Source organism: Legionella anisa (assembly GCF_001467525.1).
Classification (GTDB): domain Bacteria; phylum Pseudomonadota; class Gammaproteobacteria; order Legionellales; family Legionellaceae; genus Legionella; species Legionella anisa.
Genome location: NZ_LNXS01000036.1, coordinates 1 through 21460 on the forward strand (window position 1 = coordinate 1; position 21460 = coordinate 21460).

The window sequence follows — 21460 nt, forward strand, 5'->3', positions numbered from 1 at the left end:
TGAAAAAATGGCCTAAAACACTGTCAACCCCTAAATGATAAAATTTAAAAATATTTTTTACGCAGCCTTGCCGAAAGGACACGAAGAGCCTGTTTTTGACCTGCAGCACTTTGTGCCTGAGATTGCAAAGTACGCAACTTTGCAGAATCATTTTTTAAGCTCTGTTGTTGTTTATCAATCCCTTTAAGCATGGCGTCATTGGATCGCTTTTCAGCAACAGAAGCCGCTAATCTGCTTTGTTTGATTTTTCTAAGTTCTTCCGCAGAACATTGGCCATTACCATTAAAACACGGCGTCTTTTGGTAGTATTCCTGACTTTGGAATCGGTCAAGGTAGCCTTGGAGGCTGCCAGCTTCCTGCTTGTAGTAATCAATGGTATCAGTCGATTCAAGCAAATTATTAATAACTGAGTTGGCATTATCCCATTCAAAGGAAGTCAGTGACTTGGTGTTGTCTAACATGTTTTGGTATTGATCCATCTGATTTTTGTATTGATCGACTTGCGTTTTATACTCGCTAAGCTGAGTTGCAATCATTTTTCCATTTTGGATCCAATTCGCAATATCAAACACAGGTGCGCCACCCGCGAATACTGGTAAAACAAAGCAATAAATAATCATGGATTTAAATTTCATAATGCTCTCCTTCATTAATAAACAAATTGCCTATAGGGCTGTTTAAACGTTAAGTCCTTTACCACGATGATATTGAATCGATAACCTGGGCGAACATTGATAGTGGGAGACACATTAAGGTTTTTTGAAACCAGTTGCGAAGTGACCTCGCCCAATTGTTGCCCCAAAGCTTGACTCATGACGCTGCCAGCTGTGGGCTGGGCGTAACCGAATTGATTAGATTGATTGGTATTTTGGCTATAAGTAATACCAGCAATAATGCCTGACATTAAAAGTGCTGAACCATAAATTCGTCCATAATGATGATCTACCTGATCACGAAATCCGGCATATCCAGCACTATCAGAACCAGGCATAGAGCCAATATCCAGGGCCTTACTATCTGGAAAAACCAAACGTTGCCAAGCCACTAATACAGAGTTCTGACCAAAAGGGACATCACTGGAATAAAGTCCCAATATCTTGGTTCCTTGAGGTATTAAAAGATATTTTCCGGTGGCGGTGTCATATACGTTTTGTGAGACCTGAGCTATGATTTGGCCTGGTAATTCTGAGGAAATGCCACTGATCATTACCCCCGGAATTACACTACCAGCTCTTAGTTCGTATCGACTGTTTGGGTTTTGAAGTGTTGAATTTAAATGCCAACGCATTTCATTTTCCTCACCACCTAAAGTTTGTGGCATGGGTTTGGCTTGCCTTCCTTGTAATAATGCGAGCTGCTCTTTAAACGCTAATGAGGGGTCGATGTTGAATGCCATCTCATTGCTATTCATGGACGTTTTGGCAGTGTCGCGATTATTCAATCGTGGGTTATCTACCATTACGGAAGTCTTTGCTTTGACAGCCTCTTCAAATTCTTGAGTTTTTTCCTGACGAATGCGCTCGATTTCAGCTTCAGATACATCTTTTGTGAGAACATCTTCTTTAGGTAGAAGTTGTTCAGGAATAGGCAAAGGAGCTGCTTCATTGTTAGCAATCGTGACACTCTGGGGCGGAATTACTGCTGTTTTATGGTTTCCTACCACGTCATTGGCAAGGCTCATGGTATTTTTCTTTGGGTTTTTAATCTTCACTATTTCTGGTGGCTGGTTTTGCGCATTAGCTCGTTTATTGGCAACCAATGCGATGAGCACCACAAAAAGAGTTAAAATACCAATTGCAATCATGAGTGGCACATTATTCACTCGTTTTACACCTGTTGTTTGAAGCTTTTGGGGTGAATTGTCTGGTGACAAATAATCATTATTTTGATTCATAGCTCTTACTCCTTATGAGTCCATGCGCTGACAGAGATGATATTTTCATGGTTTTTTTCATACAGACGGCTCAATGTTTGCATTCCTACAAAAAGGCTTACTCGATAGCTTTGAGGTTTAAGTTCATCAAGCACATAGAAAAAATTAGCTTTATTCTTAGGGCATTGATTTTCATTGATGCCATAACCCTTTTTTCTAAGGTTTTGAATAAGACTTAAGCCAAAGCCATCTGTCACTCGTTGACCAATACAAAATGTATTTTGAGCAGGTGGAACAACTTGGGTTAATTGAGTCGCTGCATCTGCCGCCAGATAGGCATCTTTGCCTTGAGACATTTGAGTGAAATTGCCATAACGTATGCTGGCACAGCTTGATAACAAGACAGCAGCCAATAAAACACTTAATTTTTTCATCTTCAGCACCTTGTAATCGTAATTTTTTCTTGAGAGGAACCGCTGCCGATAACTAAGATGGCTTTATCAAAAACCTCATCTACGATGTAACGACAACCCTGAAGACGATAATTGACCATGACGGACTCTGATTTTTTAAATAGCCCTCGACTTCTTAAAACCAGCAGCGCAGGCGCTTCACTTTGAGCCATGGTTCTTGGCATCTCAATAATTGTTTTGACCCCATTGTTATAAACTCTAACTGGCTTAAATCGGGCATTGCCTTGAATTCGATAATTAAAGTTAAGGGAGCCAAGATATTCATTCGTTTCTGGCAGGGTATCTACTTTTCGTCTTTCAGCCTGAATGCGTTGAAGCAACTGCCATTTTGCTTTGGCTTCATCAGGATAAGTAAACGAAATGTAAGGCATAAATTCGGTTCTATCTGACTTTAATCTAAAGTGATATGTTCTTCTGTCTGTGGTGACTACCAAAGAAGAATCAAGCCCTACATCTTTAGGTTTTATTAGCAGATGGATTTGTTGCATAGCTCCAGATCCTGTGAGAGATGGTTCAACAACAAAGCGTGGATCACCGACGTTCATGTCGTTAAACTGCTCACCTGCTTGAAGGGCAATATCACACACTTGTAAAGGGGCACAAACTACTCTGATTTGCCCTGATCCATAAATAAAACTGACTGAACCATCGCTTGATGCAAAGGGTATACTTGTTTTTTCTCCTTGTTGTGTACGCTCTGCAATATCTAAACCTTGTTTTTCCTGACTCGATAGCTTAGGCGCAGTATCCGAAAAATAATGCTCGGCCAGATTAGTGTTATCCAATGCAAAACTTGTCAGCGGTGTTAATAAACAAAATAGCTGCATTACTCTTTTCATTGCTGTTCTCCATGCTTTAATTCGTATGACCAGTTAAAATCACGCACATAAATCAGGTGGGGATTTTTCAAAATGGACTCACTGGTGGCATCATTGATTTCATTCTCCTGATACATCGTAATCATCGCTTTCATCATGCGAGGCTTTTCTTTAAGTGAACCATCACGATTTCTAATGGTTTCAATCCAAGCTACTTGCCAGGTCTCATCAGATTCTTGAAGCACTGAACGAATGTCTATACTCACAATCTCAAAAGCAGCTCTTTCAAAGGGATTAGATTGCTGTTTGTCGCTGTAGAATTCTTGAACCTTGGCAAGGGCTGCATCATTGGAATTTAAATAGGAATACACCTGAAAAACAGCTTTCTTTTGTAGTTCTACATCAAGGCTTACCATGCGTATGTTTTCAATAAAATGAGCAGCTGCAGCACGATAATCATCAATGCTTGCCTCACCCACTCTATCAGCACGAGTAACCGATAAGGTATTGCCATTGGCATCTTGTTGAAACACCAAAGGGATAAACTTAGACTGACTACCTATTGCGATGAGTCCCCCAACTGCCGCCAATGCGATTAAGAGGCTACCTAACCCAACTAACTGCCAAACTTGAAGTGATTTCATAAGTCCTGCGGTATGAACATTCCATGCTCGTCTGGCATTGAGGTAAGGGTTATTCGTTACAATTTTTTTCATGCTGCTTCTCCATATTGATTCATGCGAATACCTTTTTCTGAAAGCCATTGAGAGACCCACGCATCCCCATGCTTAAACTCCAGTTGCTTCATTCTTGCTATAGAATCGGGATCAGTTGCTCCAACAAACGCCAAGGCCAAAGGTTCTAACGCCAATTGATAAAGTCTCTGGCCTTTTTCACTGACATAGTAGTAATCACGTTTGGGGACGGCTGCTGCGATGATGTCAATCTGGCGTGGATTTAGGCCCATGCGCTCATAAATGAGGCGGGATTCAGGATCTCTTGCATACAGATTTGGTAAAAAGATTTTGGTAGCGGTTGATTCAACAATAATATCTAGGATTCCAGAGTTGGCTGCATGTGATAAATGTTGGGTTGCCATAAACACCACACAGTTTTTCTTAGCCATGGAATCAAGCCATTCAGCAATCTTGTTTTTAAACACTGGATGAGCCAGCATCAACCATGCTTCATCAAGCAAGATTAGGGTAGGGCGACCATCTAACGAGGTTTCAATACGCCTAAAGAGATAGAGCAACACAGGTAAAGCAAATTTCTCACCTAAACCCATTAAATGTTCGATCTCGAATGCCATAAAAGAGGACAAGCCTAAACCATCACTTTCAGCATCTACTAAATGGCCCATCAATCCATCAATGGTGTATTGCTTTAATGTCTCTCTAATCGGCTCATCCTGAATAGTCATGACAAATTCAGATACGGTTTTAGAACCACTTTGGTGCATGCTTAAAATGGCATGGCCGATTTCATTGCGCTGAACTGGTGTGGTATTCAAACCATTCAAGGCTAAAATTGTATCAATCCACTCCATAGCCCAAGCTCTATCTGCTTTAGTTTCTAAAAACTGTAGAGGTGCAAAAGCAAGGCGGGAGTCTTTACCGGCAATCGTGAAATGTTCCCCACCTGTGGCCTTACAAGTTGGGTACATGGACATGCCTTTATCAAAAGAATAAATACGTGCATCTTTATATCGACGCCAGGACAATGCTATTAAACCCAGGTGGGTTGATTTACCAGAACGAGTGGGCCCAAACATAATGCCATGGCCTAAATCTCTTACATGCAGATTCAAACGAAATGGTGCATTACCGCTGGTGACACAGTGCATCAAAGGTGGTGATTGAGGGGGAAACAGTGGGCAAGGCGCTTTATTTTCACCAGTCCAAATGCTGGATGTAGGTAACAAGTCCGCCAGATTCATGGTATTCATCAGAGGCCGTCTGATGTTTTCAACACCATGACCTGGCAAGCTGCCCATATAGGCATCCATAGTATTAATGGTTTCTGTACGTGCGCTAAACCCTAACGCATTGATATTCTTTTCGATGAATAGGGCTGCTTTTTCAACGTTAGCTCTATCTTCGTCCATTAACACCACAACCGATGTATAGTAACCTTGGCCAACCATTCCGGAATTGGTTTCGGCAATAGCCGCTTGCGCATCATTAACCATGCCGAGCGCGTCTTCATCAACGACACCAGAGTTGGTATTAAACATTTGGTCAAAAAATCCTCTGACCTTTTGTTTCCATTTTTTACGGAATTTAGTGAAATGAGCTACAGCCTCATGGGGATCCATGAATATGAAGCGAGAGTTCCATCGATATTCCAAAGGCAGTTGAGTCAACAGTGTTAAAATACCTGGATAAGACTCCATGGGGAATCCTTCAATAGCAACACATTGAATGAATTTTCGGCCAATTTTAGGTGTAATTCCTGGAGTTAATTCTTGACCGCCTATTAAAGCATCCAGATAAATGGGATTTTTAGCCAGATTCACAGGGTGATTAATCCCTGTGACACAATATTGAATGTGTCTTAAAAAGTTATCCTGAGTGACTTTATTGTTTTCATTGATGAATAGTTCTGAGCCTAGCCTTTCAAGGTGAAGTGCCGCACTCATCCGTGACTCAAAGTTCCTGCATGATTGCTTGAAGGTTTCAATTAATTGATGGGTTTTTTCTTTGAGGTTTAATTTCTCCCCTGAATCATCAAACATCAATTCAACAAAACGCTTTTGTGCCAATACAGGTGGATACCAAGTTAGTGTGATAATAAAATAACCTTCATACAATGCCCCTATACTTTCAAAGTACTGTCTTCTTTCTTCATCAACAGCTTTTGATACCGGATCTGGAAAGTATGAAGCACTCTGCTCACTGTAACCTGGAGCAGCACGTCTTATGGCATCGACATGAATCATCCAGCCATTACCCAATGAGGACATTGCCTGATTGATTCGAAAAGCCATCATTTCACGGGCTTCATCTGTAGTGTTGGCTATGTCTTCACCTTGATACAACCAGGCTGCCATAAAAGAGCCATTTTTACCTACAATCACACCATCATCGATTACTGCTGCGTAATTCAGTAAATCAACTAGTCCCGCTGTATGACTTCGATGTCTTCTAACATGGTGCTTATGGCTTTTCATTCGAGCTGCGCTAAATAATGTACCCAACAACAAAAGCCCAATAATACTGATTAAAAAAGTAATGAATCCAATCATAGGTAGCCCCCTTTATTATTACGAAAAGGGGTAGAACGAGCTGGATAATAAGCCTGATAGCCTCTTTGTCTCAGATAGACTGCTCTCATATAAGGATCAGCTTTTGCCATGAGCCTTAGACCTTTTAAGGATAAAAACCAAAGGGCAAAGCCAAAAAGTGCGGCAAGCCAATCTTGAGCTGCGAATACTAAGATTGCTGAGAGTAAACCCGAAAACATAACTAGCTCGCGATCCCCTCCCATGAAAAGGCTTGGGCGATTACCACATCTGCGTATAGGAATGGTGCGTAGGCTCATGGCTGCAACTCCGTAGCACTCGTTAAAACTGAGGGTTTAGCAATTTCAGCTCCCTTGCCTGTAATCGCAGTCATAGTATTTTGTGCGGCAACCAGGAATGAAAGTACCAACACAATAAAGAGGAGGGTTCGCAAAAAACCATTCATTTCACCACCAAAAATCAGCGTGGCTCCTGCACCAACTAAACCAATAATTGCAGCAGTAAAGGCAAATGGGCCGGTAATGGATTTTTGTATTTTGGTTAGATAGGAGTCAAAAGTTAAGCCTCCACCTGCACTGGAAGCACATGCAGGATCTGTTATAAACAGAAGCAATAAAACAATCGCTCCCATGATCCATAGACTTCGATAATTTATATTGACTACTTGGTTCATACCTATTCTCCTTAAATAAGTTGTTCGATGTTGTAATGACCATTTTCATATCCTTTAACCGATATGATTTCTTCAACTCTGCGTCCTTGCGGGGTTCTTGCGATATGCACCACACAATGAACCGTCTCACCAATCAAAGGTTCAATTTCAGCCGGGGCAGAAGGGTTACGGGTAATAAGTGATTTCAAACGATGAAGTCCTGCGAGGCAGTTATTAGCATGCAAAGTGGCAGCACCGCCCTCATGACCTGTATTCCAGGCATCAAGTAAATCGAGCGCTTCACTGCCCCGCACTTCACCAACAAGGATTCGATCTGGTCGCATCCTTAGAGTGGTTTTCAAAAGCTGGGTCATATTGACATCAATGGTGGTGTGATATTGGACGCAGTTCTCAGCAGCACATTGAATTTCACCAGTATCTTCAATGATGAAGACACGCTCAGCTGGTGAGCTACAAACCATTTCATTGATAATGGCGTTCACTAAAGTAGTTTTACCAGAACCTGTGCCGCCAATGACGAGAATGTTTCGATGTGCAATAACAGCCTTCTTAATCACCGCACATTGTGCTGCTGTCATGATTTTTGATTTTACATAGTCATCTAGTGTAAAAACCGAAATGGCTTTTTTACGAATCGCAAATGTTGGTTTTGATACCACGGGTGGCAGCTGCCCTGCAAAACGTGAACCATCCAATGGCAGTTCACCCTCCAGTATTGGATTAAAACGTGTTACCTCTTTACCATGAAAGCCGGCAATAGTTTTAATGATGGATTCAGCACGCGCGTTATTGATACTACCTATACAACGCATGGTTTCGCCTAGGCGTTCCTGCCAAAGTTTGCCATCTGCATTGAGCATGATTTCAACGGTTTTAGGATCACCGAGCGCCTGTTCAATCACGCCACCCAAATCACGCCTTAGCTTTTCACAGGCGCGGTCTTTAACCGTTATCCCTTGCTCTTCTTGTGCTTTCATATGAATAACCCTCGATGTTATTAAGCCGACTTCAAGCCGTTTTTGAATTTGCTAATTAAACGGTCAACAATGCTTTCCTTATTGGAAGATGAGTCGCTGAACCATTGATCTTTTTGGCGTTCTCGATAAATGCGTCTTTGAATTTCATCACGGTGAACAGGGATTGATTGAGGGGCATCGAAAGCAAGGCGAACTTCACCATCACGATACCCCACTACAGTGCAGTAAACTTCCTCACTGATAACTACCGATTCCCCAACTTTTCTGGTTAAAACCAACATAATGTGGCTCCTTCTGTTATTTAAAATAAATAGGCTTTGCACTGCCTGATATTCTCTTCAACCACTTCTTTGCTGGCTGGTTGATATTTTTCTGGTAAGACATCAAAAGAATTTCGCCTTTTGATATCACGACAAAAGCCAATCATTTGCGGTAGGGTAGGCGGCATTTCGCAATGATCGCGGCAATCAATAATGACCTGATTTAAAATCTCATCACTGAATTGACTTAAGCCCTCCAGCCACTCTTTCTTGGCAAACTCTAAAAACCCATCACTCTTGAACTGACTGCGCCACAAATGTCCGTAGAAAACTGCAAAACGAGTAAACAGGTTTTCAATACACTTTTTTCTACTGTCGGTAGCATTGCAGGTTGATGACGTTTGATTGCTGGTATTCGTCTTCACCGTTGATTGCTGTATCTCCTGTTTCTGGGGTCCAGAATGGATCAATGGCTCTGCTTTTAGTATTTGTGCCGCACTTCTCATTCCTTTTCTCCTGCGTTAATTCGACTTTGACTTCATCTTCCCAGCATTTTTGAGACAACCAGTTGGCTGGGAACTTCCATGCTGGAACCCATTCACCATGCGCTTCTTTTTCTGTACGGGCTTTGATTTGTTGATCCAGAGCTTGCAGCATTCTTTGCAGCAAAGGCTCATCTGGATTGATTTGTGTAAAGATTTCAAAGGCACGTTCACGAGACTTTTTCTCGGGGTACATACGCCAGAAATGGTCGAAGCGTTGTAATAAATAAATATAATTATTTTCTTTTATATGAGGTGTGTCGGCTTTTAGGGTTTTATCTATGTCGGCTTTTACTTCAGTGTCCTCCGCCCCCCTTGTATTTACAGGGATTACAGCGTGCGGTTTTGTGTCGGCTTGCTGTGTCGGGTTTGTGCCGGGTTTATTTTGGACACAATAACTGATATCCGCTAAAAGACATTTTAAAATAAGATGTTTATCTAAAGACTGAATGACAATAAGTCCAGCTCTTTCAAGCCCTTTAATGACTCGACGAATTTGCTGACGGCTAGGACTTCCTGATTCAGTAATTCCTTGATGGGGTTCAATATAAAGGGTCTCGGCCAGCGATTGGTAACTAATCCGTCGCTTAATTCCTACTATGAAGGTATTGCGATCCATATAGGGTCGAATACCTCTTAAGTAGGTAATTTGCTGGATATATGAAAGTCCACAGAGTGCATCCAATTCATTATCATTCACTGTAAAGTACATAAATAGTCCTTTATTCCTTAACTAAAAGTCTTAGCGCTCAATGAAACTTGTGATAACATTTTGAGAACTTAAGGCAAAAAATAGCTCTTAATGAGCTTAACTGCTCGAATCGAGTAGTTAATAGATCTCAAAATAACACATATTGAGTTATAGTCAATATATAAATGGATTAATTTATTAACCTAAAACCGTGGAATAGGTATGAACATCAAAGAGAAAATCGGCCAAAGAATCATGAATGAACGAAAGGCCAAAGGATTGACGAGAAAAGCATTGGCTGAGTTGACCAGTGAGTTGAAAATTTCACGTATTAATAATTATGAAAGAGGGGACCGTACCCCTGGCCCAACAGAAATTAAATTGCTTGCTGATGCGCTGGAGGTTTCAGCTTCTTATTTGATGTGTTTAACTGATAACCGTGAAGGGAAGATAACGAAATCGCCTGGCATGGGGGCATTGGTTCCTATCTTGGATTACAAACAAGCAATTGATCCAGCTGCATTCATCCAGAAAATCAAAGAGGAGGTAGATACCAAAGTCGAGTTTATTCCTGTCAGTACAGCTGTTAGTGATAGCATTGGAAAGCATGCTTTTGCACTGCATATTAAAGATGAAAGCATGATGCCAGAGTTTCGGATTAATGATGTCATCATTGTAGATCCAGATACAAATCCTAAGCCTGGTGATTTTGTAGTGGCGTTGATTGAGGGGGATCAGGAAGTCATTGTTCGCAAATATAAGCAATTATCTGCCTCTAGAGAGGTACGAGAATTTGAATTGATTGCTCTGAATGATGACTGGGCTGATATTCGTGTTGGTGCCAATGAAATGTTAGCCCAAATTATTGGATGCGGGGTTAGTTTAGCTCGGGAGTTGAGAGGTTAAATAAAAACAATTGTTTTTACTATTCACAATAATTGTTATCACGGTTGTTGCAAATATATTCTAAGTTCAATGTTATAGAATATTTTTCCTTCATATTATTTTAAGGACTGACACATTACAATCAGAAAATCCGGAATTATGACAACAATGGGCATCCACATAAAAATATACCTTTGACTATTTGCACTGCTTGAACCCGCACATTTAATTTTTAAGATAGTTTCAGGACTTACGAAAAGCTCATTACCACTGATGGTTTTTCAAGCTCATTGAAGAGGTAATTTCTGAGAAGATTTTTCTTGATTCTGTATACTTTTTCCCGTTTTATAATCTAATTTTTTTAAAGCGACCAAACATGAATAGTACATGAAATGTGATTACGTTGGATTTGACATTGACATCTATCGATGCTAGTTAACTGCTTGGGCTCACGATGAAATTGCTCAGCAAACCATCTGATAGCACAAATTTTCTTTGTGTCGTTAGGGCATTGTTGCAATATATCATTTGTAACAACATACCCATGTTCACATGGAACAATATCACTCTTAACATGTCTCTCACTTAATCGCTCTTTTTCCAAATAGATTCTGAATACGTCATGGCCTACATGATTTGCATGCTCTACATAATTGGTAAGCGTATAGTTAAACTGACTACACAACAAATATTGGCAATATTCTAATTGGCCAAATGATTTCTTTAGGCGGGCTATGATAATTCACCTGAGTTTAAAACAAAAACATAATCTAGATGTATACAAAAAGTAGTTATATGATCTTTTGACTATCAATCATATAAGATATTTCTTCTAATCCCATGATCTATTGATTCTTTGTGAGGGGTTTTCAGTAAGTCCTGTTTTAGCTGCTGCAAAGCAAATTAGCCATAAAGAATTGTAAATCAATTGATTGGTTAATTTTTGTTTGATTAAATTTCTTTAATTTAGTAGTTTGCGAAAATCACTCCAATTTAATTGGACCTTCGGCTAGCCGATTTGTTAGCCGCCTCAGGGGCAGATTGAGTATCTGCAACCATGTTAAGGCCTTCTACAGTACTTTTTAATAAATTTAAACAATTTTGAAACATGGTTTGCTCTTCGCTGCTTTTGCTCTTTAGTAGAGTCGTTGTGTCTACATTAGCGATTACAAATTTAGAGCTGCTTATATAGCTTGGGTCCTCCATAATAGCTTCCATTTCTTTCTCAGCCCGAAGATATTCACCCACAAGTTGTTGTACTGACAATCCAGGAATCATATTAGAATCCATCAATAAAACTGGCATTAGATTTTCACGCATCAGTAAATATTGCAGCAATAACATGGAATAGGTACGACCCACTCCATCATCAAATGGGTGAAATAAAACCACATGCTTTAAAAAAGTGAAGATAGCAGTGAGTTTTTCATGTTTATCTTTGGCTTTAATCAATGAGCTTTCAAGTTCTTGTATGCAATCCTCTTGGATTCTGCTTAAAAGGTTTCCTCCGTTTTCTGAAGTGACATACTGTACATGTTTTCCCTCTTTAGCAGCTGCCCATATTTCTTTAGCAATCTCTTCCGGATTTTTATTTTTGAATGATACATATGCATTGTAAGAGCGTTTTCCTAATTCTTTTTGGGTCCATATCTCAATTTCACTATCATTATTTTTTGGCGAGGCATACATTAATAACTTTTCGTCCTTATTGAATAGCATTTCCATATCAGTAGGGTATTTTCCTTGAATGGCTGCCAAGTAAGTGATGTTTTCAACTAAGCCCTCGAAGGTCTCACAACCTCCTGGTAGAATATCCCAAGCCGCGACATCATTATCACTTCGAAATTCCCCAGGTTTAGTGTTTTCTCTGGTGTTTTTTACTTTATCCATGCATAGACGATGTAATTCCTCTATTAAATTCACATTCAACTTGCGCTTATTATCGATACTTTCAAGTATAAAGCATAATCCTTTAGTCATACCCATCAGGTATCCAGGCTCTTTGCTTTCAAAACCAAGCCATCCTTGGTGCTTATCTAAAAGATCTTTCAACCGCTCTTTTTTTGATTTCTTATAGTCCACATTGAGGAATTTAAACATCGACGAATTTAATCCTCTTTCTTTTAATAGGTCTTTGTATTCTTTTAGAGTCAGCTTTTGAAATAATTCACTATTTAATATAGTTTCAATGCTGGTCTTTTCTAGTTCCTCGCCTTCTACTAACGTCAGTTGTTTGTAGATAAAACGATACAATGTTTCTCGATAATCATAACGAGCACGCTCAACAAAAAATCGCCAAAACTCTTCAAGAGGAAATGTTTTCAAAAATTTTACGGTATTACCATACTTTACTTCATGAGTTTTTGGAAAAAACATAATTATTCCTCTCCAGAACTATAATGCCCTCAAAATTTAAACCACAAGCAATTAAATATAGTATATTTCCTACTATCCAATTAATTAGGAGCTGGTTTCAAGTAGACTCAATATTCTCCATAAACTTGCCAGCTCTATTAAAATTTTACGATCCACCACTTTTAAAAGGATTTTTTCCTACCATCATTTTTTTCATGGGAACTTGATTCTGTTCATCATACTCATAGTCAGCGAAAAGGTCCTCATCTTCTAAGGCAGTTTCCTTAATCCCCTCAGCAAAGGGGACATCCATTCTTTCATCGGTCCAGGCTGCGTGAGTATAGCTTACGTACTTACCAAGTTTTCTATTAGAGGCTGGACATGTGTCAGTAGAGGCTCTAATGCCTGCTTCTTTGAAGCGCTCTTCAATCTTAAGAAGGATGTCTATCCATTGTGCAGCATTGAGCTCAGGGTTTGCGTTACGATAAATCACAAGCTCTCGGCCTATCATAGTTTTTACGTCATTATTTTGCACCCGATTGACTTGCGCCTGACTCATGATCTTAAACAGACCTAAATTCATTTGGTTGGCCATTTCTGCAACGATAGGAAAGGCTTTTGATACGTCGTCTTTGTGAATGGATAAGTTAAATTTCCAGTCAAACTCATCAATTTGATTCAATGGAGGGCTAGTACGCTCATAGCGTATCCAACGGTCGCTTGCTCCATTAAGAAAGTGAAACATTGACAGTTTAAAACCGAGGGCGTCATGGCTTTCTTGTGCGTAAGGCCCAGTATTTTGTTCGTTTGTCTCTTTTGAGAAGTAAGCACGGACAATCTCTTGGAGATTGGCAGATTTAAAAAAAGAAAGGCCTTTCTCTAAGCCGCCTTTTGTAGCGCTGGTTGCAGTACTTGAGAGTTTTTGAAATAATAGATTAGCCTGACTTTGATGCTCTAAACTCTCTTTTTCTGCAACATCAAGCGTTACAATGACATCACGTGCTGTGGGAGAAAGAGGGGAGTCTTTTTGCACCACATCTAAAAAACCTAATAGAGAACTCCTCCACTCTTGCCATTTTCTTACGGCCAATTTCCTATCTTGGAGTAAGAGCTTTGACAGGCACTCAATATATATTTCTCTTAAAATCAATAAATTTCTTTTTTTATTCAATTCTTCTGGGTCATAGGGGGCATGGTTTGCGAGGGTACAAATATCATTTAAGTTCTCTTGACGCAAAAACGAACAGACCTCCTTTATTGACTCATTACCTAAAGACAGAACTTTCTTAGGGTTAGAACCCAATTTCTCAATTTGTTGTGAGGCGATTTTGATAATTTTTTGCAGCGTTGCTTCGTCGATAGGAACTGCTTTGAGTTTTGGCTTATTGCCTTCATGGTAAAAATAAAATTTATAATCTTCGCTAAAAACGTAAGCACGTGATATCCTAGTTTTTGATTCAATCAGTCCAAGTAAGGTTTCTTCATCCATTCCTGACTTGACCTTAATTAAAGAAGTGCTGGGTTCATGATATACGCATTGGCGTAAGCCCGGGTCTAGAAAATCAATTATTTTTGAATTGGTGAATAAATTTTCACCAGGACCTCCTCCATATTCTTTTTCGAAAGCATTTAATCGTTCCATGACTTCAGCAGGTTTAAGGCAACTATTTTCTTTAAACAAATCTCTAAGTGGGTTTTTTACTTGTAAATCTTCGCATGAATAGTTTTTTTAATAATATTCTGCCACAACATCCTTAGGGAAAACTCCCCTAAAAATGCTCGATAATGATTCCACACCCATTACAGAGGGGATTTTTTCGCAATGCTTTTCCAGTCTGTAGTATAAGGGTGAGCCAAGAAGTCTCTTTTTAAAAAATTCCTCGTATTCAGATCTTGGTTTTGCTGCTAAAAGACGTAGATACTCATTCCGCAATAAGAGTAATGACTTTAAATAATGGGGTGGCACTGTTGAAATCGCTTCAAATGAATCGAAAGATCCACCAATTTTGTATTTTTCAGTGATGACAAAAAATAATTTTTCAATATACGCCATTTTCTCATCAAGTGTCATGGCCTTGTTTTCAGTGATTTCTTTATGAAAATCAGGAACCTTACCCCCATCGATTAAACCCAACAAGGGTAATTCTTTTAAAAATTTCGCGTAGGATTTTTCAAGCATTGGTTTTATTGAAGCATCTAGTCTATCCACTATATGTTTGCGTCGTTGATTAACGTATTTAGTTGATTGTTCATTAGACTGGTCGAAATGGTATTTCTTTTTATGTAATTGAATAAAAACAGCGGGGTCAAGGTCAAAATCTTTGGATTTCTTAAGGGCTTGCTCCATGGCCTGATAAGATTGGCTCATCGCAATGACTTTCGTGGGCATATCAGATAGTTTAACCCAATTGATTTTGTCCATGTTATCGAGTTTAACTGTTCGCTTTTTTGTGTAATTTTCCTCTATCTTAATTTCTTTTGTTGCCTTTAGCGATAACTCTTCTGAGTATTCTGTTGGTAAATAGTCAAAAGCATGGTCGTACTTACTGAGCTCACTAAGAACCGCCAGAGTGTATACCGAGCAGTTGTACTCGTCTTTTTGCAGTTGCGATTGGCAGGATTTGATTTCAAATTTTATGCCTTTTTTAGTCAGCTCTTTATACAATAAATCGAGCGCCTCCATGTGTTTGGGGTCCGCGGCAGATTCAAAACAAAATATTTTATAGACACCTGAGCGGTCTCTTTCTACATCAAAGCCAATCGTATGATTGCCATTGAGATGGTTGTACAAATACTGCCTTCTATCCCCAACACCCAACCCTGCAATGGCTTTGGCAAGTTTTCTTGCAGTGGCTTTTGAGGCATAATCAGCACAACGAATGGGAATCAAGTGGCCAGAGCGCCCTAATTCTCGCAAGCGACGGTTTTTAGCGTTTAATATGGGTGCTATGTCTCGGGCTTCAAAGGGTTGTCTATCTCGTTTATATCGCACTGAATTATAAACTTCTCGTAATGACATATACTCATCGGTTGAAAAATCATTTGATTGATAGGTTGTCAGTATTTTTTTGTCCTGCAGCTGTTTTAGGTGTTTGGTTAAAATAAGGTGCACATTTTTAACTACATCGTCAGAGAGAGCGGTGTCGTTGCTGGCTGATTGAATTACTTTGCGCAATTGATACTTAATAAATGAGTTAAAATGCAGCCAATAAGCCAGGCCCTCTTCGTCCTTCCTATTGATTAAAGTAGCCAATTCCGAATCTGGTTGTCCTGTAAATATTGCCTTTCTCTCATGGCAGGCAATAACTATTTTTGCCAGTTCAATGGAGGACTTTTCTTTTGATGAAGGTGTTAGAGATGTTGTTAACTCTGTTTTGCCTGTGCCCATGATATTTGACAACCAAAGTAGTGATTTCAATATACAAATATAGTACATATTATGATTTATTTGAAATAATAAAATTCATCTCGTTTGATATTTTTTTAATAAAAACCTGTTAACATAATCTATAATAACCAACCATTGTGAGCCGAAATGAAACTAATAGAGCTACTAAATATATTTAAAAATACCAATGGTATTCCAAAAATAGAAAACAATGGAGTACTATCAAGTTTACCCCCCGAACTATTACAGTTAATAGTAAGCCATTTGGATTTAAAGTCAGTGCTGAACGTTCGAGCTCTTTCAAAAGAACATTTGGAAAAAATCCATTATTTTTTAAGTAATCCTGTATTGGGTAAAAAAATTGGTTTAATCAATTTAGACTAGATGGATTTAACTGCAGTGGGCGAAAATGTCATGCATAGAACATTTGGAATTTCTGATTTTTACGGCAAACCAAAAGAACCTAGATCGAAAGAAATTAAAAAATCATTTCAAAATAAAGTGTCGTTATTTAAAAACCCAGAGGATGCTGATGCACATATCAAAAAGCACTCCAAAAAAACTGAATTTGATGAGCTTGAGAGCAAGCCTCATCAAGCCATTGTGACGCTTAAAAATCCGAATACCTTATTCCGAATACTGAAAACAACAGGGAAAGAAAAGGACCTTGTATTAACCGTTCGTGATAATGAAATAACAGAAAAGATTACATTTAAATAGTTTGTCATGATTATAAAATGCCTGTAACTAATTATTGGCAAATGCTCTGGATTAGAATTTACTTATAATTATGAAATTTATTAAAAAACAAATTAAAAATTTTTTGTATTATTGGGTATTTATTTGGTGCTCGTTTTTCTGTTCTGATTGTTTCAATGCTACTTGAACGGCCTTAATGAGTAATTTATCACCTTCTAACATAGCATTTAGGGTTGCTTCTGATTTACCTTGGAAAAGATGAGCACATACAGAAATAAATACTTCTTCAGAATTATGTTTTAATAACCAAGATAATAATTGTTTACTGGAAGACAAATCAGATTTTCTTACCGTCTTTGGTAATGAGGAGTTAAATTCATGCATAAGATTAGGCACTAATAAATCTTCCATAAACTTTTCTCTAAATTTAGGGCATGTTGCGACTAGGAAATTACCAAATGGAATATGATTAAAAACAAGTTGTTCGTCTTCAAAATCGTAGACATCTGATTCAATTCCGGTCTTAAGTTTTAAATTAAGTAATGAAGTCCCTGTACCATAAAAAACAACAATCCACTTTGAATCTGCGTGAGATTTATTGTTGGCAATAAATTTCGCTAGTTCAAGAAAAGTTCGGCATGCTCCCCACCCAAAAGGATTTTGATTGAAATGTTGGTAGTTTATGATGTCATCAAATGTAAGGTTAAATAACCGTTCTTTATCAACTCTTGGTTTTAAACCTCCTTCTTGATGAAATATTGAAGGTTTTCTGCCATCTACCCTAAAAAATAGGCCGTGGACCTCTAATTGGAACATATCTTTACCTACTTTAGGATTTGAGGCATGAAATAATTGCTCTGTAAGTTTGAAAAACTTATCTTTAAAATTAAAGCTTGTTTTATTGGTTGAAAAGTGTAATTTACTAGTTTTTAGACTAGAGGCTTTTTTTGTAACATCAGCTTTAAACAGGTTAATTTTAGAAAACATAATAGTGATAGTCATTATTTTAATCAATTAGATTTTATATTATACCGATCGTTAATTAACAAAAAATTAAATGGGTTATTTTTATCAGGGAAAATTTTTAAAAAATCGATTAATCCTTGTTGTGTTCCACAAGTGTTGCAAGGCTGAATACCTCTATGTGCAGTTTTGGCGCATTAAATCATTCAATAGGCAATAAAAAAATCTAGAACTTCTGTCATTCTCCATTTATTTGTCTACAATCGAGCGATAATGATACATTATTTAGCAAATTGAATTAATTCGAACTATATTATATTAATATAACAAACAATTATTTTTACTTTGTATGTCTTTAAATAAACAAGAAATCTCCAAAGAGCTACATAAAGAATTTTGTGAAGCTATTGTACCTGTTCTTAGGCGTTCTTCTGCTAGGGGGGGGAGTAGCACAAACAGAAGAAGCTTTGGACACTGAAAAATTTTCAGGGGTACTTAAAAGTTATTTTTCTAGTGTTTCTCCTGTACTCTCAAAAAAGCCCATAGAAAGAACTCGAGATTTATTTGAAGAGCCTTTCATTGTTGGTGAGTGCCATTCGCATATTAGCCCCAAGAAATTTTTGATAGAAAACATGAAAAAAATGAAGCAAAACGGGTATGAAGTTTTATTCATGGAGCATTTATTTTATGATACTAACCAAAAAGATCTAGATGAATTTTTCAAGACAGGAAAGATGTCTACAGAATTAATAAACCAACTTAGGGAAATGAACCAACATGGATTGGGTTATTCTTTTGGTCCATCGTCAAAAATTACCTCTTCTTTATGGAAAAATAACGATTATGTTGCCGTATTACATGCTGCTCGTGAGGCAGGTATCCGAGTAGTAGGAATAGACATAAGTACGGTTTATCGTAGTCAAAAAATCGGTATTGATAATCAGCAGCTAGACAATACCCGGATTAGATACATGAATTATACGGCGGCACAGATCATGAAACGTGAAATTGGCTTCTTGTCCAAGGGTAAAAAATGGTGCGGCTTTATGGGAAATACTCATGTAAGTACTTTTGAAAATACACCGGGAGTTGCAGAGTTACTTGATGCAAGAAGTGTATATGTTTTTGACCAACCGCAATGGACGAATTCGACTCAGCCGTTCAAAGGCTGTGTGGATTGTAATGGTGAGTATATATACTCAAGTGGACGAGCGATATTTAAAGGCGATGCGATTTATGAATTGGATCCAAGAGTAGATACGTCATTATTTGAACATCCAACTGCAATCTACAAAGAAAAATTAGCTCAGGTAGCGCAGCCAAAAACTAAGCTTACATCTGATGACATAGAGTTGGCAATCAAGTATTTCAGCCGTCTTGAAGTCACTGAACTTGGTAAATTATTTGGATTCAAGACGTCTGAATTAGATAGTTCATATCATATGGTTCAAAAAATAACTCCCGTTAATCCCCAAAAAACGATTGAAGAAAGTAATACATTTAGTTTTATTATTGAGAATAACTATTCACATATGGAATCATACACTGTTTATTTATCCAAAGACCAAATATTGAGTTTTTCTGCTAAACAAAAGGAAATAGATCTACAGAATTATAAGCCTAGCAATTGAAGTCTATAACACCTATATGAAAAATCAGATATATGATGGGATTACTTTGAAATATAAATTGTCTGCTACAATTATTGAACGAAAAAGAAAGGGATATTTTTCATTTAATAAATTGGGCTTTAGTTCCAGGTTTTATGTTTGTGCACTATAAAAAATCCCCGCTAAGCGGGGATTTCAAAACTTAACCCAATAAAATCCAGGCTTTCGACCAAGCAAGACCTACGCTAGGAGAGTTAAAAACGCGGTTTAGTAGGCCATTACAATTTTTTTGGGGGGTCAAAACTACAAATAAGCTCATTTGTAGTATCTATAGCTTTTTGTTGATGAAAAAAACCTTTAAATAAATTAACACTCTCTATTCCTAAAAATTTACAAATATTATATAACATATTACACACTGATGATGGTGCCTTATTTTTTTTCAGCTCTGTATGCACATCAGATAATACTTGAGTTATTTTTATTTTATTACCCGCAATATCCAAGCCCTTGAGTTTAAGCATCATATTTGCAGAAATGAAATCTTTACCTAATACTTGAAGTAATTCTAGTTGTTCTTTTACAAAAAGATAGTTTATTTCCTTCTCAACTGAATCAATCATCTCTTTATAATTTTTATCAGTTGGCATTTGAACAGCTGCATAGTTTGAAAGTTTATTAAGCTCGTCTTTAAATTTAGCTAGGAATTTTTTCGCTTTTAGATAATCAGCCTTTTCCCCATTTAAAATAGAATCTGCAACTTGATAATACAAGTGTACTAATTTTTTTTCTGACTCAAATGCTTGCTTGGAGTCGTTGGCTTGGAAAATATAACCAGCATCCCCTCTCTTATTAGCTAACCCCGTAATTACCTCAGCAAGTGTCAATAGCTTAGCATGATCATATTCCTTCTCAGGAGGCTTTGGAAAGTAATCCATATTAAGATCATAATCTCGGTAATTTCTTAAAATAGTCTTTACAATCCCCTCGGGGTGAAAGGAGTATGCCTCCAACAGGCTTCTACACATTAAATAATGAATAAGTTTCGGCTCTACCCCAAAAAAGGGGGCACTTTAATCAAGTTAGTCTAGACTAACTAATTGATTTCGCGATCAAATTGGAGATTAAAGTGCCTAAGCATAATCTTATATTAAATTTACCGGGTTTTACCATACAAAAAGTGAGTGGCTATCAACCTCTTATATTGGATATTTCTTACCACCGACAACCTCGTTGTGCTCATTGTCACAGTAAGTCGGTGCGAAAGAAGTCTTCCTATGTTCGAACAGTGGCTCATGAGTTAATCGGTCATCGCCGCAGTCTATTACGTTTCAAAGCTTATAAACTCTATTGTAATACGTGTAAGCGATACGGTAATCAACAATTCCCTGGTATTAATAAACATCAACGTTCGACATGGCGTTTACAAGCGTGTGTGTTTCATGACCATACTCGAGGTATATCTCAAAAAGACCTTGCCCAGCAATTTAATAAAGGTAAAGCTACTATAGAGCGCTGGTATCATCGACATTATCAAGAACAAGCGAAAGAGCTGATGAATACACCATGCCCAACTGTTCTGGGCATCGATGAGCATTTTTTCAGTCGAAAACAGGGTTTTGCCACAACACTTTGTGATCTTAAAAAACATAAGATTTTTGATATTGTTAAGGGAAGAAGTGAGGCAGACCTTTCCAGTTATCTTGCTTCTTTAGTCGGGAAGGAACGCGTTAAAGTAGTCTGTATGGATTTAAGTAGTACTTATCGTTCTATTGTTAAAAAACATTTTCCTAATGCAAAAATAGTGGCCGATCGTTTTCATGTTATTCGCTTACTTCAACATCAATGTATGATGACCTATCGCGAGCTATCCAGCCAAATAAAAAGTAACCGAGGCATCTTGGCTTTACTGCGTACGCGCCCTGATAAATTGACGCCTCAACGACGACTTAAGCGCGATGCATTCCTTGAAGACAATCCGGCGGTAAACGCTATATACCAGTTTCAAC

General features: G+C 38.1%; 21 protein-coding genes and 2 pseudogenes. 5 read left to right on the forward strand and 18 right to left on the reverse strand.

Annotation, left to right across the window (positions count from 1 at the left end; translation table 11 throughout):
- Nucleotides 1-71: 71 nt before the first annotated feature.
- The 12 genes and pseudogenes from trbJ to Lani_RS12440 all read right to left on the reverse strand — a co-directional run.
- Nucleotides 72-635: pseudogene (gene trbJ, locus Lani_RS12385) on the reverse strand (P-type conjugative transfer protein TrbJ); the annotation flags it as partial.
- A gap of 14 nt (nucleotides 636-649) precedes the next feature.
- The gene (locus tag Lani_RS12390) at nucleotides 650-1894 is read right to left on the reverse strand and encodes a TrbI/VirB10 family protein (RefSeq protein ID WP_058388587.1); all 1245 of its coding nucleotides are present in this window, start codon (nucleotides 1892-1894) and stop codon (nucleotides 650-652) included.
- A gap of 5 nt (nucleotides 1895-1899) precedes the next feature.
- Nucleotides 1900-2307: a conjugal transfer protein TrbH gene (locus Lani_RS12395; protein WP_058388588.1), complete on the reverse strand. Its 408-nt coding sequence runs from the start codon at nucleotides 2305-2307 to the stop codon at nucleotides 1900-1902.
- 2 nt (nucleotides 2308-2309) lie between these two features.
- Nucleotides 2310-3185, reverse strand: a complete 876-nt coding sequence (gene trbG / locus Lani_RS12400) for a P-type conjugative transfer protein TrbG (RefSeq protein ID WP_058388589.1) — start codon at nucleotides 3183-3185, stop codon at nucleotides 2310-2312.
- Nucleotides 3182-3880 (reverse strand): conjugal transfer protein TrbF, encoded by a 699-nt coding sequence (locus tag Lani_RS12405; protein WP_058388590.1) that lies wholly within the window; start codon nucleotides 3878-3880, stop codon nucleotides 3182-3184. Before Lani_RS12405 ends, trbG begins: the two co-directional genes overlap by 4 nt.
- Complete coding sequence (locus Lani_RS12410) at nucleotides 3877-6411, reverse strand: VirB4 family type IV secretion/conjugal transfer ATPase (RefSeq protein ID WP_058388591.1); 2535 nt, start codon at nucleotides 6409-6411, stop codon at nucleotides 3877-3879. Before Lani_RS12410 ends, Lani_RS12405 begins: the two co-directional genes overlap by 4 nt.
- Nucleotides 6408-6707, reverse strand: coding sequence for a conjugal transfer protein TrbD (locus Lani_RS12415; protein WP_018576440.1), 300 nt, complete (start codon nucleotides 6705-6707; stop codon nucleotides 6408-6410). The genes Lani_RS12410 and Lani_RS12415 overlap by 4 nt, the downstream gene beginning before the upstream one ends.
- Entirely contained in the window at nucleotides 6704-7081 is a 378-nt protein-coding gene (locus Lani_RS12420; protein ID WP_058388592.1) for a TrbC/VirB2 family protein, read from the reverse strand. The genes Lani_RS12415 and Lani_RS12420 overlap by 4 nt, the downstream gene beginning before the upstream one ends.
- A gap of 11 nt (nucleotides 7082-7092) precedes the next feature.
- Nucleotides 7093-8058 (reverse strand): P-type conjugative transfer ATPase TrbB, encoded by a 966-nt coding sequence (gene trbB / locus Lani_RS12425; RefSeq protein ID WP_058388593.1) that lies wholly within the window; start codon nucleotides 8056-8058, stop codon nucleotides 7093-7095.
- Nucleotides 8059-8078: 20 nt separating this feature from the next.
- Nucleotides 8079-8339 carry a carbon storage regulator CsrA gene (gene csrA / locus Lani_RS12430; RefSeq protein WP_027265149.1) on the reverse strand — a complete coding sequence of 87 codons (261 nt, stop codon included), beginning with the start codon at nucleotides 8337-8339 and terminating at the stop codon, nucleotides 8079-8081.
- Nucleotides 8340-8359: 20 nt separating this feature from the next.
- Nucleotides 8360-8668, reverse strand: coding sequence for a hypothetical protein (locus Lani_RS12435; protein WP_058388602.1), 309 nt, complete (start codon nucleotides 8666-8668; stop codon nucleotides 8360-8362).
- 19 nt (nucleotides 8669-8687) lie between these two features.
- Nucleotides 8688-9572, reverse strand: coding sequence for a hypothetical protein (locus Lani_RS12440; protein WP_058388594.1), 885 nt, complete (start codon nucleotides 9570-9572; stop codon nucleotides 8688-8690).
- 201 nt (nucleotides 9573-9773) lie between these two features.
- Here Lani_RS12440 and Lani_RS12445 point away from each other — a divergent pair, with 201 nt between their 5' ends.
- Complete coding sequence (locus Lani_RS12445; protein ID WP_058388595.1) at nucleotides 9774-10457, forward strand: helix-turn-helix domain-containing protein; 684 nt, start codon at nucleotides 9774-9776, stop codon at nucleotides 10455-10457.
- Between the two features lie 229 nt (nucleotides 10458-10686).
- On the opposite strand, the pseudogene Lani_RS21185 reads toward Lani_RS12445, so the two are convergent.
- The 4 genes and pseudogenes from Lani_RS21185 to Lani_RS20800 form a co-directional block, all read right to left on the reverse strand.
- Nucleotides 10687-11172, reverse strand: a pseudogene (locus Lani_RS21185) (hypothetical protein).
- A 257-nt stretch (nucleotides 11173-11429) separates the two neighbouring features.
- Nucleotides 11430-12812 (reverse strand): hypothetical protein, encoded by a 1383-nt coding sequence (locus Lani_RS12450; protein WP_058388596.1) that lies wholly within the window; start codon nucleotides 12810-12812, stop codon nucleotides 11430-11432.
- 145 nt (nucleotides 12813-12957) lie between these two features.
- Nucleotides 12958-14433: a hypothetical protein gene (locus Lani_RS20795; protein ID WP_223499532.1), complete on the reverse strand. Its 1476-nt coding sequence runs from the start codon at nucleotides 14431-14433 to the stop codon at nucleotides 12958-12960.
- A gap of 87 nt (nucleotides 14434-14520) precedes the next feature.
- Nucleotides 14521-16179, reverse strand: a complete 1659-nt coding sequence (locus tag Lani_RS20800) for a hypothetical protein (protein WP_223499530.1) — start codon at nucleotides 16177-16179, stop codon at nucleotides 14521-14523.
- A gap of 147 nt (nucleotides 16180-16326) precedes the next feature.
- Between Lani_RS20800 and Lani_RS12460 the strand changes: the two genes are divergently transcribed.
- Together Lani_RS12460 and Lani_RS12465 are read left to right on the forward strand one after the other, a co-directional pair.
- Complete coding sequence (locus Lani_RS12460; RefSeq protein WP_058388597.1) at nucleotides 16327-16563, forward strand: F-box protein; 237 nt, start codon at nucleotides 16327-16329, stop codon at nucleotides 16561-16563.
- 15 nt (nucleotides 16564-16578) lie between these two features.
- A complete protein-coding gene (locus tag Lani_RS12465; RefSeq protein ID WP_238585187.1) occupies nucleotides 16579-16899 on the forward strand; it encodes a hypothetical protein in 321 nt (106 codons plus the stop codon).
- Between the two features lie 108 nt (nucleotides 16900-17007).
- Here Lani_RS12465 and Lani_RS12470 read toward each other — a convergent pair whose 3' ends face one another.
- Nucleotides 17008-17880, reverse strand: coding sequence for a hypothetical protein (locus Lani_RS12470; RefSeq protein ID WP_058388599.1), 873 nt, complete (start codon nucleotides 17878-17880; stop codon nucleotides 17008-17010).
- Between the two features lie 359 nt (nucleotides 17881-18239).
- Here Lani_RS12470 and Lani_RS12475 point away from each other — a divergent pair, with 359 nt between their 5' ends.
- Nucleotides 18240-19472 carry a membrane-targeted effector domain-containing toxin gene (locus Lani_RS12475; protein WP_058388600.1) on the forward strand — a complete coding sequence of 411 codons (1233 nt, stop codon included), beginning with the start codon at nucleotides 18240-18242 and terminating at the stop codon, nucleotides 19470-19472.
- A 257-nt stretch (nucleotides 19473-19729) separates the two neighbouring features.
- Here the strand turns inward: Lani_RS12475 and Lani_RS12480 are convergent, their stop codons facing one another.
- Entirely contained in the window at nucleotides 19730-20389 is a 660-nt protein-coding gene (locus Lani_RS12480; RefSeq protein WP_058388601.1) for a hypothetical protein, read from the reverse strand.
- A 191-nt stretch (nucleotides 20390-20580) separates the two neighbouring features.
- Between Lani_RS12480 and Lani_RS12485 the strand changes: the two genes are divergently transcribed.
- Nucleotides 20581-21460: ISL3 family transposase (locus Lani_RS12485; RefSeq protein ID WP_156415163.1), on the forward strand; the 880-nt coding region annotated here is incomplete at its 3' end.